Origin of the sequence: Acinetobacter sp. ACNIH3 (genome assembly GCF_002918965.1) — a bacterium.
Classification (GTDB): domain Bacteria; phylum Pseudomonadota; class Gammaproteobacteria; order Pseudomonadales; family Moraxellaceae; genus Acinetobacter; species Acinetobacter schindleri.
Window position 1 is genome coordinate 60,400 of sequence record NZ_PQLP01000013.1, and the last position, 16,607, is coordinate 77,006.

A 16,607-nucleotide genomic window follows, 5' to 3' on the forward strand; every position below is an offset into this window, starting at 1 on the left:
TATGAAAAAAATTATTCCAGAAATCCAACAAGGTATAGATTTTTTACACGAATATTTAGGTCAAGATGCTTCATCTTGGCTGAGAGTAGTAGACCCAAAGGACAAGGAAGTTGTAGCTTATGAATTTCCTTTACCTGAGGACTACTTAGGTGTTTCAAGAGTACTTAGGATTAGCTTTTGTGAAGGCTTTCCCACTGTCGGTTTGCGTCTACAAATAAGTCCTTCACCTTGGCTTTTATGGCCTCATGCAATGCCACAAACTTTATGTTTATATGGGTTTGGTGAGCATCCCGCTGCAAACTCTGCTGAAAGTGTAGTAAATGATGCATTGAAGAGGTTATCCAAGATATTGGAGCTTATATTAGCTTCTTCTAGTGAAAGTAATCGAAATGAGGAATTTTATAGAGAGTTGGCTTCTTATTGGGGACTTCAACTAAAAATTAATAATCATCAGCTTATTGTATTGGAACATCCCTCAACGAGTGGTGAACTTTTTGGACTCACTGATCAAAGAGGAGGAGTAAAACGTCATCAAGTTGTATGGTTAGCATCGCAGCAACCAATGATAGAAAAACATCTTTCTAAAATATTAAACAGGGTAGAGAAAGTATCAGTTTTAGCACCAGTTGCATATTTTATTCGCTTAAATTCATATCCAACTGTTGATATTCCTAATTCCAATGAAGTCTTTGAGTGGATTGAAAATCATATATCCTCAGTAGATTTTCAGAAGTTATTAGAGTGGGATAAAAGAAACAATAGTTATCCTATTAGATGGTTGCTATTAGAACTCCCGAACACTGAGCCACCCATTATTCAAGCTATAACTCTTAAACACAAAGGTATCAAAAGTGATAGCTATCAAGTTTATGGTAAGCGTGCTGGACGTCGATTACGTGAGAAACAGAATAACAATGTAAGATTATCGAGTTTGGAACATAGTCCAGTTCATATGCTAGCAAAAAATGTAATCCATTCAAGAAACATAGAACTATCAAATAATGATATAGCAAACAAAAAAATAGCAGTGATTGGTGTAGGTTCTTTAGGTAGTTCGGTCGTTATGCATCTAGTGAGGGCAGGTATTACTAATATCACCATCGTTGATCCTGATAGATTTGAAAGTGCAAATTTAGGAAGACATATTTTAGGGGTGGATGATTTAGGTAAATATAAAACCCAAGCATTAAAAGAGAGAGTCCAAAAAGATCTGTCTCATATCACCATCACATCAATTCCGCAATATATTCAATATGAATGTATTAAGAATATTGGCATGCTTGATGAAATGGATGTGGTGGTAATTACAACTGCTGATTGGAATTCAGAAGAGTTTTTATGGTTATTGCATGAAGTTAGGCGACCTAAGTGGGCTTTAATCCAAGCTTGGGCTGAGCCTCATGCAATAATAGGGCATGTGCTGATAACTAGACCAAATAGTATTGCTGATGGACGCTACTTATTCGATGAGCATGGAAGCTTTTTACACCGACATTCAGAATGGAAGGATAATGGGGTCATCCCACTTCCTGGTTGTGGAGAAGCATTTATCCCAGGTGGTCCTATTGGAATTAATACAATAGCGACAATAACAGCTCAATCTGTATTTGATGTACTTACTGGAAAAGTAGAATCTGAGACATGGGTTACTAGTATAGGTGATATTGAAAAGATAAGTGAATTCAAAGGTACATACGTTGGACCAGATGTGCCTGACGGTTGCAAGCAAATTGTCATTTCCAGAGAGTGGCCAGGGGTGTAGTGTACTAATGAGCTACGATCTAGCTTGGGAATGGCGATGGAAGACGCTTAATGTTGAATTGAAAGTGTCTACTGAAGTAGCAGACATATTCTTTGCTCATCAACAAAAATTAAAAGAACATGAGAAAGGCGGGCAGTTGTTTATTGATACAAGTATGTCGGATGGTTTATGGCTTGCAGTAGCTACACCTCCACATAATGCTGACCTTTCAGGTCCAACATGGTTGGAACTAGATACTAATAGGTGTAAGCAGGAGGCTCTTGAGTATCAAAATCAAGGATTAGTTTTGGTAGGATACTGGCATACCCATGCTGAGTTAACCCCTAATTTGTCCCCGCAAGATATAAAAAGCTTTCGTGAATTTTCACGAAAGAATATTAGCTCGTTGCCCAACCCTTTAGCTGTAATTGTTGGTAATGGTAGTAATGGCGATACAATTAGAGCTTGGTCCCTACAACAAAATGGTTTTATACAAGCTACATTAATAATTGGTGTTTAGAAGGGTATCTTTTGTGAAGTTTTCCAAAGATAAAATTGTAATTGATGAATATAAAAAAATTGAGGAAGGTAAAGTATTTAGTGCCTTAGATTTTAGTGTCCATATAAATGATAAAAAGCTGCAATGGATTTTGAGAGATTATATAAAAAATGGTGATTCCCTCATTCTTTTTCCGAAGGTCTATTACAAGACCAAAAAGAATAGAATGATTCCAAATAGGATTCTCACTCCAGATATACAGAATACTTTAAAAGTCTTATCAAGGCGTACTGGGGAGATGTTTCAAGAACATGGAGGGATATCAGCAAATTATTTAGGTTTAAGTACCCAAGTTCCACAAATAGAGGTTTTTTATACTAATAGAAATTCACGAGAGTTTTTATTTTTTGATTGTACTGTGAGATTAATAAAAACACGTTGTCTCGACGTTTTTCAATATCCTCATGAGAGAGTTGGTTGGGCTGTATCAGCACTTTATTTTCTTGGCCCTAAGGTTGTTGATGTGAAAATGATTAACAAATTAAAAGAATCGTTGGGTGAAGAGGATTTTCAGACATTTTTGAGAGCTAAAAAGCCAAGTTGGATTAATAAACTAATAGATGAATCATAGTTGAGATGTAGAAATAATAACTACTTGGACAACTATTCTTGTTAAGTTGGCTTAGCTTCAGATTCTAATAGATATAATTCATTAATAAGCAGGAACTCTCGATATTGATGAACTAAATTTTCATCTTTTTCACGGTGTGCCCTAGCATTTCGAAAAGCCATATAAGAACCTGTAAATAAATTGATTCTACCTTTTATCTCTGCAGTATCTGGTACATCCCAAGTTAATAGAGCATTTTCACCTTGAAAAACTTGTGCAAACAGCTTCGTACTATGTTCATTTACGCCAGTACGTAGTCGGATAATATCTTCCAGCCGTTTATATGCTTTTGTTAAAGCCGAGTCAGGATCTTGTTTGAAAAGTAGTGCTAGATCAAAAATTCTATCATCAATAATTGAGTAGGGAAGCTCAAGTGGGTAGTAACGTTTTAGATTCGATGTTTTAGTTATTGCATGTTCAAAAGGATAGACATAGTCATACAGACGTATAGGGCGAATGATTTTTTCTTTGAAAATAAAGTCGATGTCATTGTCGCTAAGTGATGAATTGTTCAATTTACTCATTAGTTTTAAAGTAACAACTATTTCTTCTGTTTCGATTTGATGTTTATTCAAAATAGTTAAAGCTTTGGCTAACCCTTTGGGTCCTTCGCCTGGATAACCCGAAGTAAAGCCTGAACGGATAATGTAGTAACTATTAGATTTGTCTTTAATTATAAATGCATGGGACTGATTATTGGTTAGTAGTAGAGCATAACTTAGATCTGCATGAGTCTGGAGGAGATTAAAAAGGCTATATAGGCAGGTTTCTGTGACTCCAGCTTCCCCTAAGTAATCAGTATGATAATAGTTTTCGGACTTGAACATTTTTATAAAAATGAAGTAGCTCTTGTTTATAAAATAATGGGGTAAATTTGGGTAAAAATCTAGTACTTATTCTTTTTTAACAACTAGATTTCATTATGGATTTTGGGTGAGTTCAATTGCCACCACCTCTTCTTCAAACCATTTAGAAACTATGTATTAATAAATAAGCAAAATTTTTGCTATGAAAATGGGGAGAGGTTTTCACATCTTTGTGCAAAAAATCCATTTACTGCCAAGAAAAAAGCGTTTATGAAAGAGAAAAATGGTATCTGACATACCAGAGCATCGAAATGATTAAGATGGAACAAAATAGAAAAAAACCGAAATTTTACATTTGTAATAGTCTCCTTATCTGTCCGTTAATATCGTTATGTTCTGTAATATTTACAGTTTCTAAAACGCACAAAATAAAATCACTGAATGTTATTAAAGCACATTAATTTACCCATTTACTCTGTATGAAAAGTAAAAATATGTTCAAATTGCCCATATTTAACAATTTAACTTACATAAATTTAAGCATTAAAAAAGCGGCATAGCTCTTGCAATACAGCACTCAAGAATTTTACTTGAATAGTAGGAGTGTTGAATATGAGCGTGCATGCAGAGTCGCCTTTGAAAGAAACACCACTTTCACAACGAAAAGGCTTTTTCCCAATAGCCTTAGTGTTATTTAGTTTTACCTTTTTCACAGGAACTATGTTCGCTGGTGGAAAAATTGGAGTGGCTTTTGAGTTCACTGATATTTTGTGGATTGTAGCCATAGGCAACTTGCTATTAGGAGCTTATGCCGCGACCTTGGGATTTATTTCTGCACGTAGTGGCTTAAATACAGTTCTAATGGGACGTTTCTGCTTTGGTAACTGGGGCAGTAAATTATCAGACTTTATTTTAGGTTTTGCTGAATTAGGTTGGTTTGCTTGGGGAACAGCAACTCTGGCGATTTCACTTGGAAAAATATTAGGATTTTCTGATAGTTTACTCATTCCTTTGATGGTGCTATTTGGACTTGGTTTTTCCATTACAGCAATTGTTGGCTTTAAAGGACTTGAATATCTATCCCGTGTATCAATTCCTTTAATGTTCATTTTACTCGTCACTTCTATTGTTCTGGCGACCAAAGAAATTGGTGGATGGACTGGTTTAACTAGTGTTCAACCGACAGAAACACTCACATTGGCAACAGCCATTACCATGGTATTTGGTACCTTTGCCAGTGGTGCAACACAAATTACCAATTGGACGCGCATGTCTAAGAGCGGAAAAATCGCGATTTGGGCATGTCTAGTGAGCTTTGTAATTGGTAATGGTCTAATGGTCCTAGCAGGCGCTTGGATGGCAATCGTTTATCAACAACCCGATATTGTAGAGGTCTTAGTCTTACAAGGGTTATCTATTGCTGCAGTAGTGATGCTTTGCCTGAACTTATGGACGATCCAAGGCCCAGCAATCTATAGTGTTTCAACTGCTGCTTGCCATATGGTAAGAAGTGAACGCCGTAAAACCATGGTGCTTGTAGCTGCTGTTGCGGGGATCATTTTAGCTGCTGCTGGTATGTATGAGCTATTGATTCCGTTCTTATTACTCCTTGGCGCAATTATTCCTCCACTTGGTGGTGTGATCATGGCGGATTACTGGATTCGTCATAAAGGAAAATATCCATTATTAGCTGAAGCAAATATTCCTAATTTTAACTGGATTGGTTTGATTGCTTATTTCACAGGCGCAATTGTTGCCTATGTATCACCATGGATTGCACCTATTGTGGGTATTGTGGTGGCATGTACCACTTATAGTGTGTTGAATTCTTTATTCCCATTACGTCAGGAATCATCTGTCTTAAATATAGTAGATGCAGTGGAGTAATGCGATGAATATGACCGTTCAAGATATCCTGAATCTACCTTCACTTTACCCACTAAAATTATGTGGTGGAACAGAAAATATTCATCGGCCTGTCCGCTGGTTCTATGTAGCAGAAAATGAAGGAATCGCTGAATGGATTGAGGGTGGAGAGATTGTATTTGTTACGGGAATCAACTATACCCGTGATGAAAATAATCTCTTAGGTTTACTTGAACAGGCATATGAACGAAATGTAGCTGCGCTTGTCATTATGACAGGTCAGGAATATATCCATGAAATTCCACCTAAACTTATTTCACGCGCAAATGAGCTTGGTTTACCGTTAATTGAGCAACCTTACAGTTTGAAGATGGTTGAAGTTACGCATGCGATTGGTACACAGCTAGTTCAGTTTTCTCAAGTCAAAAAATCGAGTGAAGATGTAATCTCTCAATTACTGACAGGGGATTTTCCATCGGTAGAGACAATTCAACTTCGTGCCAAACAGTTAAAAATTAACTTACTTGGACGTCATGTGATTACAGTACTGCGCTTACACAATATTCATGCCTTGTTTCATACCGATACTGATGCTGTGCATGAAAATCATTTTTTCAGAATTAAACAACAGTGTTATGAAGCCTTGGAAAAATGGTCCAAACAGTGGAAGCAGAAAATTCCAGTCATCCGTCAGGGGGATCAGTTTAGTTTGGTACTCAACCTTGATGATCATGATATCGATGCGTGGAAAAAATCACTCATAGAAGTGATCGATCAAATAAGTCAACTTGATAATAACCTTAAAGTCTTTGCAGGGTTATCAAATGAAGTGAATTCTGCAGTGGCATTTCAACGAGGATTTTGGGAAGCATCCCAAGCTCAGGAAATTGCTTTTGAAATGCAGATGAAAAATAGTATTTGCCAATATCGTGATTTGGGGGTGCTAAAACTTTTAAAAGCGATTCCAAACAAAAGCGTATTGCAGCAATTCATGCATGAAACCTTGGGTATTCTCATTAGCGATAAAAAGCATCCATTTGTACTACTCGAAACGTTAGATGCCTGGCTTAAAGAAAATGGCAACTTAAATGATACAGCCAAACGACTTGGTATCCATAGAAACACCTTAAACCAACGGATTCAAAAAATTGAATCACTGACAAATCAGGTCTTAACTGAGGCAAATTTCCGTCTAAATGCTTCAATGGCATTACTGATCTGGCACATGAGTCATTAATTATTTTAAAAGGAACCAACATGAAAATTATCAATGCAGTTTTACGTCAACAAGAAGGGCTATTTAGTATTACTTACAACAATGGCATCTTTGAAGCCATTGAAAAACAGGCTAGTCTCATTCAAACAGTTGATGTAGATACTATCGATGCACAACAACAATTAGTCATGGCTCCTTTAGTTGATCCACACATTCATTTAGATGCTGTACTCACTGCGGGTGAGCCTGAGTGGAATATGTCAGGTACACTCTTTGAAGGGATTGAACGTTGGGGGCAACGTAAAGCCACGATCACTTTTGAAGATACTAAATTACGTGCTTTAAAAACGCTAGATATGCTCATTGAGCATGGTATTCAACATGTACGTACACATGTTGATGTCACTGATCCCAGCTTAACTGCAATGCGAGCTATGCTTGAAGTTAGAGAAGAAATTAAAGATAAAGTAAATTTGCAGATTGTAGCATTTCCACAAGAAGGTATTGAGTCATTTAAAAATGGTCGTGCTTTAATGGAGGAAGCTGTAAAGCTTGGTGCTGATGTGGTTGGTGGCATTCCACATTTTGAATATACCCGTGAAAAAGGTGTAAGTTCAGTTCATTTCTTGATGGATTTAGCTGAAAAATATAACTGTCTGGTGGATGTACACTGTGATGAGATTGATGATCCAGCATCTCGCTTTTTGGAAGTTTTGGCAGATGAAGCACATGTACGAGGTATGGGGGAACGTGTAACAGCTAGCCATACTACAGCCATGGGATCTTATGACAATGCCTATTGTTACAAGTTATTCCGCTTACTAAAACGTTCTAAAATTAACTTTATTTCGTGCCCTACAGAAAGTATTCATTTGCAAGGAAGATTTGATAGCTATCCAAAGCGCCGAGGTTTGACACGTGTACCAGAAATTGACCGTGCAGGTATGAATATTTGTTTTGCTCAGGATTCAATTCGTGATCCTTGGTATCCAGTAGGAAACGGTAATATTATTCGTATTCTTGATGCTGGCTTACATATTTGTCATATGCTGGGTTATGAAGACTTACAACGTTGCTTGGATTTTGTTTTAGATAATTCAGCCAAGACTTTATGTTTAGGGGATCAATACGGGATTGAGGTCGGCCGTCCTGCCAGTTTTATAATTATGCCGGCTAAAAATGATTATGAAGTTGTTGCTAATCAAGTAAAAGCTATTTTAAGTGTGCGTAATGGTAAAATTATTATGCAAAGACAACAGGAGCGAGTGAGCTTACTTAAAGTTGGAAATCTAGCTACGCCTGCATAACTAAATAAAAAATTAAAAAACCGATGTTTATACATCGGTTTTTTTTTAATGTTATAGAGCTAATTTACTAAAGTTTTAAAAGCTAAGGGCTTTGTTGCACAAAGCTTTGATAGACAGAGTTCGCCTAAATTCCTAAAACAACCTGATATGGTTTAAATCCTTCTAGTACAGCATCGGAAACTAATTGGATAAAAGCTTCAGTTTTTCCGTAAGCCATCCATTGATCAAGAACCTCATAGTAAGCCAAACGATTTTCTACTGTAATCACACCAGGTGGATAACCAGCTTTAAGCAATTCGAGATTCATCAATAGACGTGACGTGCGACCATTGCCATCAATGAATGGATGGATGCCTACAAAATCTGCATGTACTTTAGCTGCACGTTCAATTGGATGTAGTTTATGTGCTTCACTATTATACCAGTCTACGAATTGAGCCATCTTGTCATTTAATAACGTGTAATCAGGCGGGGTAGACGTAGCACCTGATATCAGGACATTTTGCTGGCGATAGCGTCCAGCATTGTCATCATCGATGTTTTTTAGAATGAGCTGATGGATATTACGAATTTGCCATTCAGAAAAAGGCTCCTCTTTCCGAATGATATCTTCAACATAGTAAATTGCATTTCTATGGTTGATCGCTTCGAAGTGTTCTCTTAATGCCTTTCCACCAACAGTAATACCTTCCAGTACTACTTTTGTTTCTAGTAGGGTGAGTGTATTACCTTCAATTGCATTCGAATGATAGGTCCAACGGACAATAAGATCTTCTTGTAAATTTTTGACAATTGACGGAGAGAGAGGGCGATGTTGATCTAATTTTTTCTTTAAATCATCAATAGTTTCAAACATAACCTTATCCTTGAATTTGTCTTAGTCGATAATACATGAAAAAAGAAATATCAGAAATGTAGTGATATATCACTACATTTTGTATTGATTGTATGGACTGCTCAATGGTCTTATGAATGAGTTAATAGAACAGTATTTAAAGACTCATGTGCTAGAAGGTGAATATAATCAAGAAGAATTAGAAAAATTCTTGGAAATATTAAAAAAAGTATAGTTAATTTTTTTTCTAATTCCTTATACATTATTGAGAAAAATCTATTGATTGGGTAACCACTAACTTTGTTAGCTACTCAGGTTGCTAATTGAACAGGCTCTAAGTCTTCTGTGAAATTCCCCAGCTTTTCGCAGACAGCATAAATTCATAGTTTAAAGCCAAGAGCATGCTCTGCATATTGAAGCTATTACGCTCTTCAGGCAGTTGTAACAGCAGCGGTAAACGTGTCACCCCATTTTCACCATTGGCAAAGGCATAATGGCGCATTTTGGAGTCCACCGGAATTAAATTTTTTGCTTCTAAATACACACTTACCTGAGTGGTCTGTTTTTGAAGAGCAATAATTCTGAGATAGCAACGATCTCGAACATCAATGATATTCTGTTTTAACTCATTGATCTTAATTTCATGGTTTTCAGGTTTTTTAAAGAGCCGTTTAATGAAACTGGCATTTTGTTTATTTTGCATTTCGCGTTCTAACTGGCGTATGTGTTGCTGGATCTGACGAGTTTGCTCAATCGCATCATTGAGCAATTCTCTAATTTCCTGAGTGGGTGCTGAAACAGCCTGTACATGTTGCTGATAGTGAAACTCATCATGAAAGAGCACAAAAATTTGTGCTCGACGCTGTTCCAATAATTTTAAATAGGCAATTAAACGATATTTAAACAGGCGTGCATGGGGATTAAACTGCAGAATCGGCTCCTGCGATAAAATTTCAAGTTGATGTAGAAATTCATTGATTAATCTTAAAATATTTAAATAACAAAACTCTAATTCATCAGTATGTTGAACGCTGTTTTTTAATCCTTTTAGGAAAGGTTCGAGAATATTTAAGGATAAATCTTTCTCTAAAATTTCTAGATGTTCTTTGACCAAATGCTCGATGGAAAAACTTTGGATATTTAAGATTTCTTTCAAACTCGGGATGAGCCGTTGATGGTTATACTCGTGTAGCGATTCAACTAGCTCTACAATATGTGGATTCATTTGGCTCTGAATGCCAATAATTCGGGTCATGAGCTGTTTGAAATTTTCAAAATAATTTGGTTGATTAAGCTGTTGCGGATCCAGAACCAAACCACTGATATAGAACCGGTCCTCTTTACCAAAGCTTTCTTCGGTTAAAAAGCGGCGAATTGAATAAGCGGAAATTAAACTGTCATAAGAGCTGCTCAGGACAAAATAATATTGAAAGGTTTTGATAATTTCAAAATCACGCACCTGTTGTTCACTAATAAAATAATCCTGAAAAATGGTCAGTTCCTGATCGGCATATTCACTCGGTAAAATATGGGCAAACCAGCTTCCCAAAATTTCACTTTTCATGAAGACTTCAAAGATAAAGGTACGGACTTGCTCAATATTCAAGTGACGGTGATTTTCAGAAACAGAAAAATTTAATTCTCGAATGATGAGGGCTGTATCATACAGAAATGCTTTTTTGATCAGTTGTTGTGCTTGAATGTCTTTTGGATTGTCCAAATCGATTTGATTGATCTCACGAACAATAGTTTCTAAGTAATCGGCAATCTGGAAGTCAGTTTGATAGCTTTGTAGATAGCTAAAGGTTGTATTAATTCTGTGCGCAAGTTGTAGTAACTCGGAATTTTGCGTGTTGAGCTGAAGTTCTTTGAGGCTGATATGGCCTTTAAACTCAAAAGTTTGGTTCAGGTAATTCCACGATATATTTTTTGCTTTTAGATACTGGTCTTCTATTTTTTGATGTAGTGCTTGTGGTGTCTTAGATAGAATAGAATCCAGTTGTTGCTGCCAATGTTTATCAAGAATAGGGTCGATTTGTTTTAACTGTACCCTAAGATGATAAGGAATATATGTCTGCATGGAGATCTAAAACCATTGTAGTGAATTCAAACTTTTAATGAGAAAAAGCTATGTGATTTATATCACAAAAACAAATATAAGTTAGCCCTATTGCATGAAAATACTCTGTGTAAGTTGTATATTTTGTTAGCCAGAGTGGGCTGAAACCATGTTGCGGTGAAAATGTTTTGGACTATAAATTTGATTGAATGTCCAAGATGAATGGAGAAGGCTACAACTTGAGCATTCATTAATTCAGAGTTCGGTATTTCATTATGAGTTTGAGTTTATACACCCATTTGCTGATGGCAATGGGCGGATGGGGCGTTTATGGCAAACTTTAATCTTAAGCCAGTGGAATCCAATTTTTCTCAATATCCCTGTAGAAAGCTTGATTTATCAAAACGAAAAAGCTTATTACAATGCATTGCAAGCGAGCACAGATCATTCAGATTCTGCACCTTTTATAGAGTTTATTTTGCAGATGATTCTAGATGCAATACTCAGTTCTGATGCCAGCGATCAAGATACCGCTCAAGCTAGCGTACAAGTTAGCGATCAAGTTAAACGTCTCATCCAGAATATGGAGCAGAAGGAATATAGCTTAACTGAGCTGATGGCTCTATTAGAATTGTCCCACCGAGCAACATTTCAAAAAAATTATTTAACTCCAGCATTAGAAGCAGGTGTGGTTGAACGCACCCTGCCTGATAAGCCTAAAAGTCCTAAGCAAAATACAAATTAAAAATTGAGTCATAATGAGGTTAAGGTTATTGTGAACCGTACCGGGTTTGTCGGAGAGTCAATATTCTGAGAGACTATCCCGATGACAAAATTAAAATATACCCCTGAAATCAGAGAAAGAGCGGTTCAATTATTGATTGAATCTGAAAAAGATTATCCTTCTACTTGGGCTGCAATCACAGCAATTGCGCCTAAGATTGGTTGTACTCCTGAAACACTTCGTGCCTGGCATCAAAAGCATTTAGATCAGCAAAATCCTATTAAAGTACAACAGATATCTGATCAAGAAAAAATGAAGCAAATGGAACGTGAAATTAAAGAATTAAAGCGTGCCAATGAAATTCTACGTAAAGCAGCCGCTTTTTTCGCCCAGGCGGAGCTCGACCGCCCACACAAATAATGGTGGATTTCATCCATAACAATAAAGACTTATATGGTGTTGATGCGATTTGTAGGATTTTACCGATCGCAGCTTCAACCTATTACCGGACTCTAGATCTCTGCGAAAATCCAGAACATCGAGCAAAGCGAGATTTACATGATGAGCATCATGCTGAACAAATTAAACGAATTTGGAAGGAAAGTTCAGGTCGATATGGTGTACGTAAAGTCTGGCAAAAACTGAAACGTGAAGGCTATATTATTGCACGCTGTACTGTTGCTCGATTAATGAAAAAGCTAGGTATACAAGGTGTTTGGCGAGGTAAGAACAAACAAACCACCCGTAGCCGAGATGACCAAAAACGAGCAGATGATTTAGTGAAACGTAATTTTAGTGCTGATCGACCTGACCAATTATGGGTCAGTGACTTTACGTATATTCAAACTCATTCAGGCTGGGTCTATACCGCCTTTATTATTGATGTGTTCTCACGAGCAATTGTTGGATGGAAAGTATCTACACGGATGAATACAGATATGGTACTCGATGCATTGGAGCAAGCATTGCACGATCGAGGCATGCCAAAGAATGTGATTCATCATTCCGATAGAGGTGTTCAATATCTTTCTATTCGCTATACCAATCGTTTAGAAGCTGCAAATTTACGAGCATCAGTCGGTACAACTGGTGATTCATACGATAATGCTTTGGCTGAAACGGTGAATGGCTTATACAAAACAGAGGTGATTGAATATCTAAAAGCAGATTGGCAAGGTTTAGCGGATGTACAACTTGCGACACTAAACTGGGTAGATTGGTTCAATAAAAAGCGTGTACACAGTGCACTGGGTTATGTATCGCCTTTTGAGTTTGAAGCAATGTACTATGATAAGATTAACCTGTTAGGTCAGGCGGCCTAACTTAAATAAAAAAGTCTCCAACAAACCCGGTACGGTTCAGTCTAACTTTAGCAAGAATTTGCTTCTTTAATTATTCCACCATTAAATAAAAGGTTGACCATGAAATGCTTGTATATCGCTTAAACTGTGTTTCAGAAAACTTCTTTGAATCGATGTATTTCCTCCATAGATTATGCAAGAAGACGAATAAAAATGGCATGCAAATCTTCAGCAAAGGAGTCGATATTTTTTGATTTATGGAAGAGATCTAATAAATATAAGAATCCAATTAAGTTCTATTGATTAAGCTTGATAGACGACAAAAATGGTTTCTACTTTTTTTGAAGAAATTATTCGATACTAAGATGTGCTTTAATAGCATCTATTAGCTGCTTTTCTCCAATCGGTTTCGTTAGGTAATCAACAGCACCTTGTCTTTTCCCCCAAACTCGATCTGTTTCTTGGTCTTTAGTGCTAACAATAATAATCGGAATATGATTTGTGAGATTATCACGAGTAATTTGGCGTGTAGCTTGAAAACCATTTATCCCAGGCATAACAATATCCATAAGTATCAGATCAGGTAATATACTTTTTGCCATCTGAATACCTTCTTCTCCACTCATAGCTTCAATAACTTCATAGCCATATTTATTGAGCATTTCTTTAAAACGAAATACTTCAGTAGGTGAATCATCTACTACAAGAATACGCGGCATATTTTTCTCCTTGAAAGTTAAGCTTTCCCTAAATTTTTTAATCAATTAATAACTTAATTAAACGTAATAATCCGGACAACGCCACGTTCAACAGGGGCCTTACCTGTAACCTCACCAATTTGCTCGCAAATGACGACGGTTTCGCCTTTTTTCACCAAGCGAGCAAGGTAGCCTTCAGCTGCATGGTAAGGAACGCCTGCCATAGGGATAGGTTCACCATTGGCTTTGCCACGATGGGTTAGGGTAATTCCGAGAAGTTTAGCGGCCTTGTGTGCATCTTCAAAAAATAGCTCGTAGAAGTCACCCATACGATAGAACATCAAAGAGTGCGGATGTTGCATTTTGACGCCCATGTACTGTTGCATCATGGGAGTGAGGGTGGACAAATCAGTTATGATTCCCGAATTGCTCATGTAGGTGAAATCCTTAAATCTTTGAAAATGCACAATATAAAAATAGACCGAGCGACGCCGCTTACCGTATGTATTTATGTGCTATGAACAGCTATTGTCTGAATGGCAATATCTTAGCAAAATTGAAAACGACTAAACAATAAATCATCTATAAAGCGAACAGTTGTTAAACAGCCAAGTGATTATTGCTGTAGGCATTAGGTGTAAAGCAAAAATAAAAAAGCCTAAACATCTGTTTAGGCTTTTTAAGATTTAAGGCTTATACAGACCGAGTTCAGTCAGGTGCAACCGTAGGATACGACGTAACTCAAGAACAGCTTCAGGCGTTTCTTGAATAGAATGTCCACCTTTAATAATCTTCTCAGACAATGCACCATCTAGATGGGCACTCGTATAAGGCACGACATCGTCTGTAATGATATTGAGGTCATCACTTTTGGTCGCATTCCCCATGATGCTGTGGAATTTCATGCCCTTGTATGGAACGACATTTTTAGTTAACCGAGTAAAATTAGAGTTTTTGCTGAGATCACTTGGCCCATTTTGAATGAGTCCATTATCGACATCTTTAATGAAGGCTTGTAGGTCAGGGTCACTACTTTGTATAACATCGGTCAGTGCTCCCAAAAACGCACCTGGTAGACGAATGACTTTACGTGCCGCAAGGGTAAACCAGCGGTCAGCAAACTCTGTCCCACGATGTGGCGCTGCCAAGAAAATGGCCCGACTAAAGTTTGGAATCGGTTGAATATCGAGGCGTGATTTAAATAGAGGGTCATTTTTAAATTGTTGCGCACGTCGATTGGGTAGCAGTTTCATTGCCGCAGGGGTTAAGTCAGCATCGCTCACCAAAAGCCGTGCAATAATGCCGCCCATACTATGTCCCACGAGCACGGCATCCTTTTTGGCAGGCGCTTTGCTGTCGACCAAATTAAAACTTTGTTGAATGATTGCATAGATTTGGAAACGACTTTCTAAAATTGGCATATTGGTCGAGTAGAACACTTGCCAGACTTGATAGTGCTCACGTAGCACGGGGTCGCCCATGACATCATTCGTCAAACGAATCCATGCCTCTGGACTGCTGGCTAAACCGTGGACGAGGACCACCACTTTTTTATTTGGATTGTACGGCTCAAGCATGTATAGGTGTGGCATAGTGAGGCGTGCATCACGATCAATCAGTGATAAATACGCGGCTTTACCTAAATTGTTTTGTGCTAACCATAAGCCATAAGGTGCAGAAAAGTTTGCAGCGAGTGGGTAGCTTTTGCCTGCAATTTTCGCAGATTCAAACTTATAGGGATCATAAGCTGAGATTTCAAACTCAGGGTTGTTTAAGATCTCATCGATATTGGATGCAGAGCGTGGCTGTGCGGTAATAGTCGCTGCTAAATAACGGGCATTGTGAATGTTTGGATTACGACCATTGGTATACTGATAATGTAGTGGATCGACAATATATTTGGCTTTTTCAGGTGAGGTGTCATTGTGCTCAGGTGGGAGGACAATCAGAAACTCTGAACCAAAACCATCGCGACGTGTGATAGAGCGCAGGCCTGAAAAGTTCATATTGTAAGTTGACATCAGTTGTTCAACTTGACGGTTTTTTAAAAGTGGGTAATTGTCATAATTAATACGGTAAATACTTTGCCCCACTTTGATTTGATTACCGACTTCAGATGGCCCATGGCGTAGGCCATAACTATTCACGAGTTTAGCGATAGCTTGATTATAAAAGTCACGGAGTTGGACTTGTCGGTTATCAAAAATACGGTCTTGGGGGCCACGTTTGGTGTTAAACATGTAGGCATAACTGTAGCGAATGCTTTTATCCAGCATGCCGAGTTGTTGATCTAGGCAGCTTTGGTAGTTTTGTTTTTGCAGTGCCTGTTTTTCTTCAGACTGTGTCTTGGCTAAAATACTGACTTTACAGGCAGATGATTTTTCTAAGGAAAGTGCTTTAGCGAGATACAGCTCGCTGGCAGTAGAGAGGAGCTGTTCATCCTGAATTTGTGGAATCTGTTTGAGTTCGCTGACACATTCTTCAGGTTGCTCTGAACAGATTTTGGCTTCTCTACCCGTCATAGACAGCACGTTTAGACTCGCTTCACTGAGCTTATCCCGCGTTAAAATACTCTCACGCTCATTGGTAATCGTGACGTTCAGTGATTGATTTTTCACACTGACCACTTGGCAACCACTCAAAAGCGAAACGAGAGTGGTCATCATCAAGGTGCTACGGATGTATTTAGGCATAAAAAGCGTCGACTACCGTTTATTCTTTTGAATTTTTTAAATCATACGATAATTCTCGGATTTATGTAAGCATCCGCTGAACGCCATCGCCAAGTTTTAACGGGGTTCAGGTTTCCAGCGGTGAGGTAGTAATTCTTCTATTTGGGGCACTTTATGTGTTGGCAACCTTTTCAGCACATCACTTAAATAGGC

13 protein-coding genes, 2 pseudogenes and 1 other annotated feature are annotated in these 16,607 nt (G+C 37.7%); of the genes and pseudogenes, 8 read left to right on the forward strand and 7 right to left on the reverse strand.

All coding sequences use genetic code 11. From position 1 onward, the window contains the following. The first annotated feature begins 1 nt into the window (after position 1). Genes C3420_RS07730 through C3420_RS07740 form a run of 3 tightly spaced genes read left to right on the forward strand, consistent with a single transcriptional unit; the run spans position 2 to position 2,871 of the window. On the forward strand, positions 2-1,762 hold the full coding sequence (locus C3420_RS07730) for a HesA/MoeB/ThiF family protein (protein WP_103800799.1): 1,761 nt from the start codon (positions 2-4) through the stop codon (positions 1,760-1,762). A gap of 7 nt (positions 1,763-1,769) precedes the next feature. Beyond that, on the forward strand, positions 1,770-2,261 hold the full coding sequence (locus tag C3420_RS07735) for a Mov34/MPN/PAD-1 family protein (protein ID WP_035340833.1): 492 nt from the start codon (positions 1,770-1,772) through the stop codon (positions 2,259-2,261). A 13-nt stretch (positions 2,262-2,274) separates the two neighbouring features. Continuing rightward, positions 2,275-2,871: a DUF6088 family protein gene (locus C3420_RS07740; protein WP_103800798.1), complete on the forward strand. Its 597-nt coding sequence runs from the start codon at positions 2,275-2,277 to the stop codon at positions 2,869-2,871. Between the two features lie 41 nt (positions 2,872-2,912). On the opposite strand, the gene C3420_RS07745 is transcribed toward C3420_RS07740, so the two are convergent. Beyond that, positions 2,913-3,737, reverse strand: coding sequence for a TIGR02391 family protein (locus C3420_RS07745; RefSeq protein ID WP_103800797.1), 825 nt, complete (start codon positions 3,735-3,737; stop codon positions 2,913-2,915). Positions 3,738-4,328: 591 nt separating this feature from the next. Here C3420_RS07745 and codB point away from each other — a divergent pair. From codB to codA, 3 genes are read left to right on the forward strand one after another with little or no spacing between them, the layout of a single operon-like run. Continuing rightward, a complete protein-coding gene (codB, locus tag C3420_RS07750; protein ID WP_103800796.1) occupies positions 4,329-5,603 on the forward strand; it encodes a cytosine permease in 1,275 nt (424 codons plus the stop codon). Positions 5,604-5,607: 4 nt separating this feature from the next. Continuing rightward, a complete protein-coding gene (locus C3420_RS07755) occupies positions 5,608-6,819 on the forward strand; it encodes a PucR family transcriptional regulator (RefSeq protein WP_004730472.1) in 1,212 nt (403 codons plus the stop codon). A 20-nt stretch (positions 6,820-6,839) separates the two neighbouring features. Then, on the forward strand, positions 6,840-8,105 hold the full coding sequence (gene codA / locus C3420_RS07760; protein ID WP_103800795.1) for a cytosine deaminase: 1,266 nt from the start codon (positions 6,840-6,842) through the stop codon (positions 8,103-8,105). A 124-nt stretch (positions 8,106-8,229) separates the two neighbouring features. On the opposite strand, the gene C3420_RS07765 is transcribed toward codA, so the two are convergent. Both C3420_RS07765 and C3420_RS07770 read right to left on the reverse strand, forming a co-directional pair. Next, complete coding sequence (locus tag C3420_RS07765) at positions 8,230-8,961, reverse strand: Fic family protein (protein ID WP_103800794.1); 732 nt, start codon at positions 8,959-8,961, stop codon at positions 8,230-8,232. Between the two features lie 313 nt (positions 8,962-9,274). Next, positions 9,275-11,020: a hypothetical protein gene (locus C3420_RS07770; RefSeq protein ID WP_103800793.1), complete on the reverse strand. Its 1,746-nt coding sequence runs from the start codon at positions 11,018-11,020 to the stop codon at positions 9,275-9,277. A gap of 220 nt (positions 11,021-11,240) precedes the next feature. On the opposite strand from C3420_RS07770, the pseudogene C3420_RS07775 reads away from it, so the two are divergent. Together C3420_RS07775 and C3420_RS07780 are read left to right on the forward strand one after the other, a co-directional pair. After that, positions 11,241-11,744 (forward strand): annotated as a pseudogene (locus C3420_RS07775) (Fic family protein); the annotation flags it as partial. Between the two features lie 81 nt (positions 11,745-11,825). Continuing rightward, a protein-coding gene (locus C3420_RS07780; RefSeq protein ID WP_103857229.1) for an IS3 family transposase occupies positions 11,826-13,045 on the forward strand; the annotation gives its coding sequence in 2 pieces (ribosomal slippage) (positions 11,826-12,102 and positions 12,102-13,045; 1,221 coding nt in all). Beyond that, positions 12,101-12,217 (forward strand) — a sequence feature (AL1L pseudoknot). It overlaps the preceding gene by 117 nt. 329 nt (positions 13,046-13,374) lie before the next feature. Here C3420_RS07780 and C3420_RS07785 read toward each other — a convergent pair. The 4 genes and pseudogenes from C3420_RS07785 to C3420_RS17885 all read right to left on the reverse strand — a co-directional run. Continuing rightward, on the reverse strand, positions 13,375-13,743 hold the full coding sequence (locus C3420_RS07785; protein ID WP_086044065.1) for a response regulator: 369 nt from the start codon (positions 13,741-13,743) through the stop codon (positions 13,375-13,377). 62 nt (positions 13,744-13,805) lie between these two features. Further along, positions 13,806-14,156 (reverse strand): annotated as a pseudogene (locus tag C3420_RS07790) (DNA mismatch repair protein MutS); the annotation flags it as partial. A gap of 252 nt (positions 14,157-14,408) precedes the next feature. Next, complete coding sequence (locus tag C3420_RS07795) at positions 14,409-16,415, reverse strand: esterase/lipase family protein (RefSeq protein ID WP_100355854.1); 2,007 nt, start codon at positions 16,413-16,415, stop codon at positions 14,409-14,411. A gap of 96 nt (positions 16,416-16,511) precedes the next feature. After that, a partial coding sequence (locus C3420_RS17885; protein WP_139133946.1) for a transposase domain-containing protein occupies positions 16,512-16,607 on the reverse strand: 96 nt, incomplete at its 5' end.

What these genes read in the sequence shown, in the direction of transcription:
- codB (WP_103800796.1), top strand. Translation starts at nt 4,329, where the DNA reads ATGAGCGTGCATGCAGAGTCGCCTTTGAAAGAAACACCACTTTCACAA.
- C3420_RS07730 (WP_103800799.1), top strand. Translation starts at nt 2, where the DNA reads ATGAAAAAAATTATTCCAGAAATCCAACAAGGTATAGATTTTTTACAC.
- codA (WP_103800795.1), top strand. Translation starts at nt 6,840, where the DNA reads ATGAAAATTATCAATGCAGTTTTACGTCAACAAGAAGGGCTATTTAGT.
- C3420_RS07765 (WP_103800794.1), bottom strand. Translation starts at nt 8,961, where the DNA reads ATGTTTGAAACTATTGATGATTTAAAGAAAAAATTAGATCAACATCGC.
- C3420_RS07785 (WP_086044065.1), bottom strand. Translation starts at nt 13,743, where the DNA reads ATGCCGCGTATTCTTGTAGTAGATGATTCACCTACTGAAGTATTTCGT.
- C3420_RS07745 (WP_103800797.1), bottom strand. Translation starts at nt 3,737, where the DNA reads ATGTTCAAGTCCGAAAACTATTATCATACTGATTACTTAGGGGAAGCT.
- C3420_RS07755 (WP_004730472.1), top strand. Translation starts at nt 5,608, where the DNA reads ATGAATATGACCGTTCAAGATATCCTGAATCTACCTTCACTTTACCCA.
- C3420_RS07735 (WP_035340833.1), top strand. Translation starts at nt 1,770, where the DNA reads ATGAGCTACGATCTAGCTTGGGAATGGCGATGGAAGACGCTTAATGTT.
- C3420_RS07795 (WP_100355854.1), bottom strand. Translation starts at nt 16,415, where the DNA reads ATGCCTAAATACATCCGTAGCACCTTGATGATGACCACTCTCGTTTCG.
- C3420_RS07770 (WP_103800793.1), bottom strand. Translation starts at nt 11,020, where the DNA reads ATGCAGACATATATTCCTTATCATCTTAGGGTACAGTTAAAACAAATC.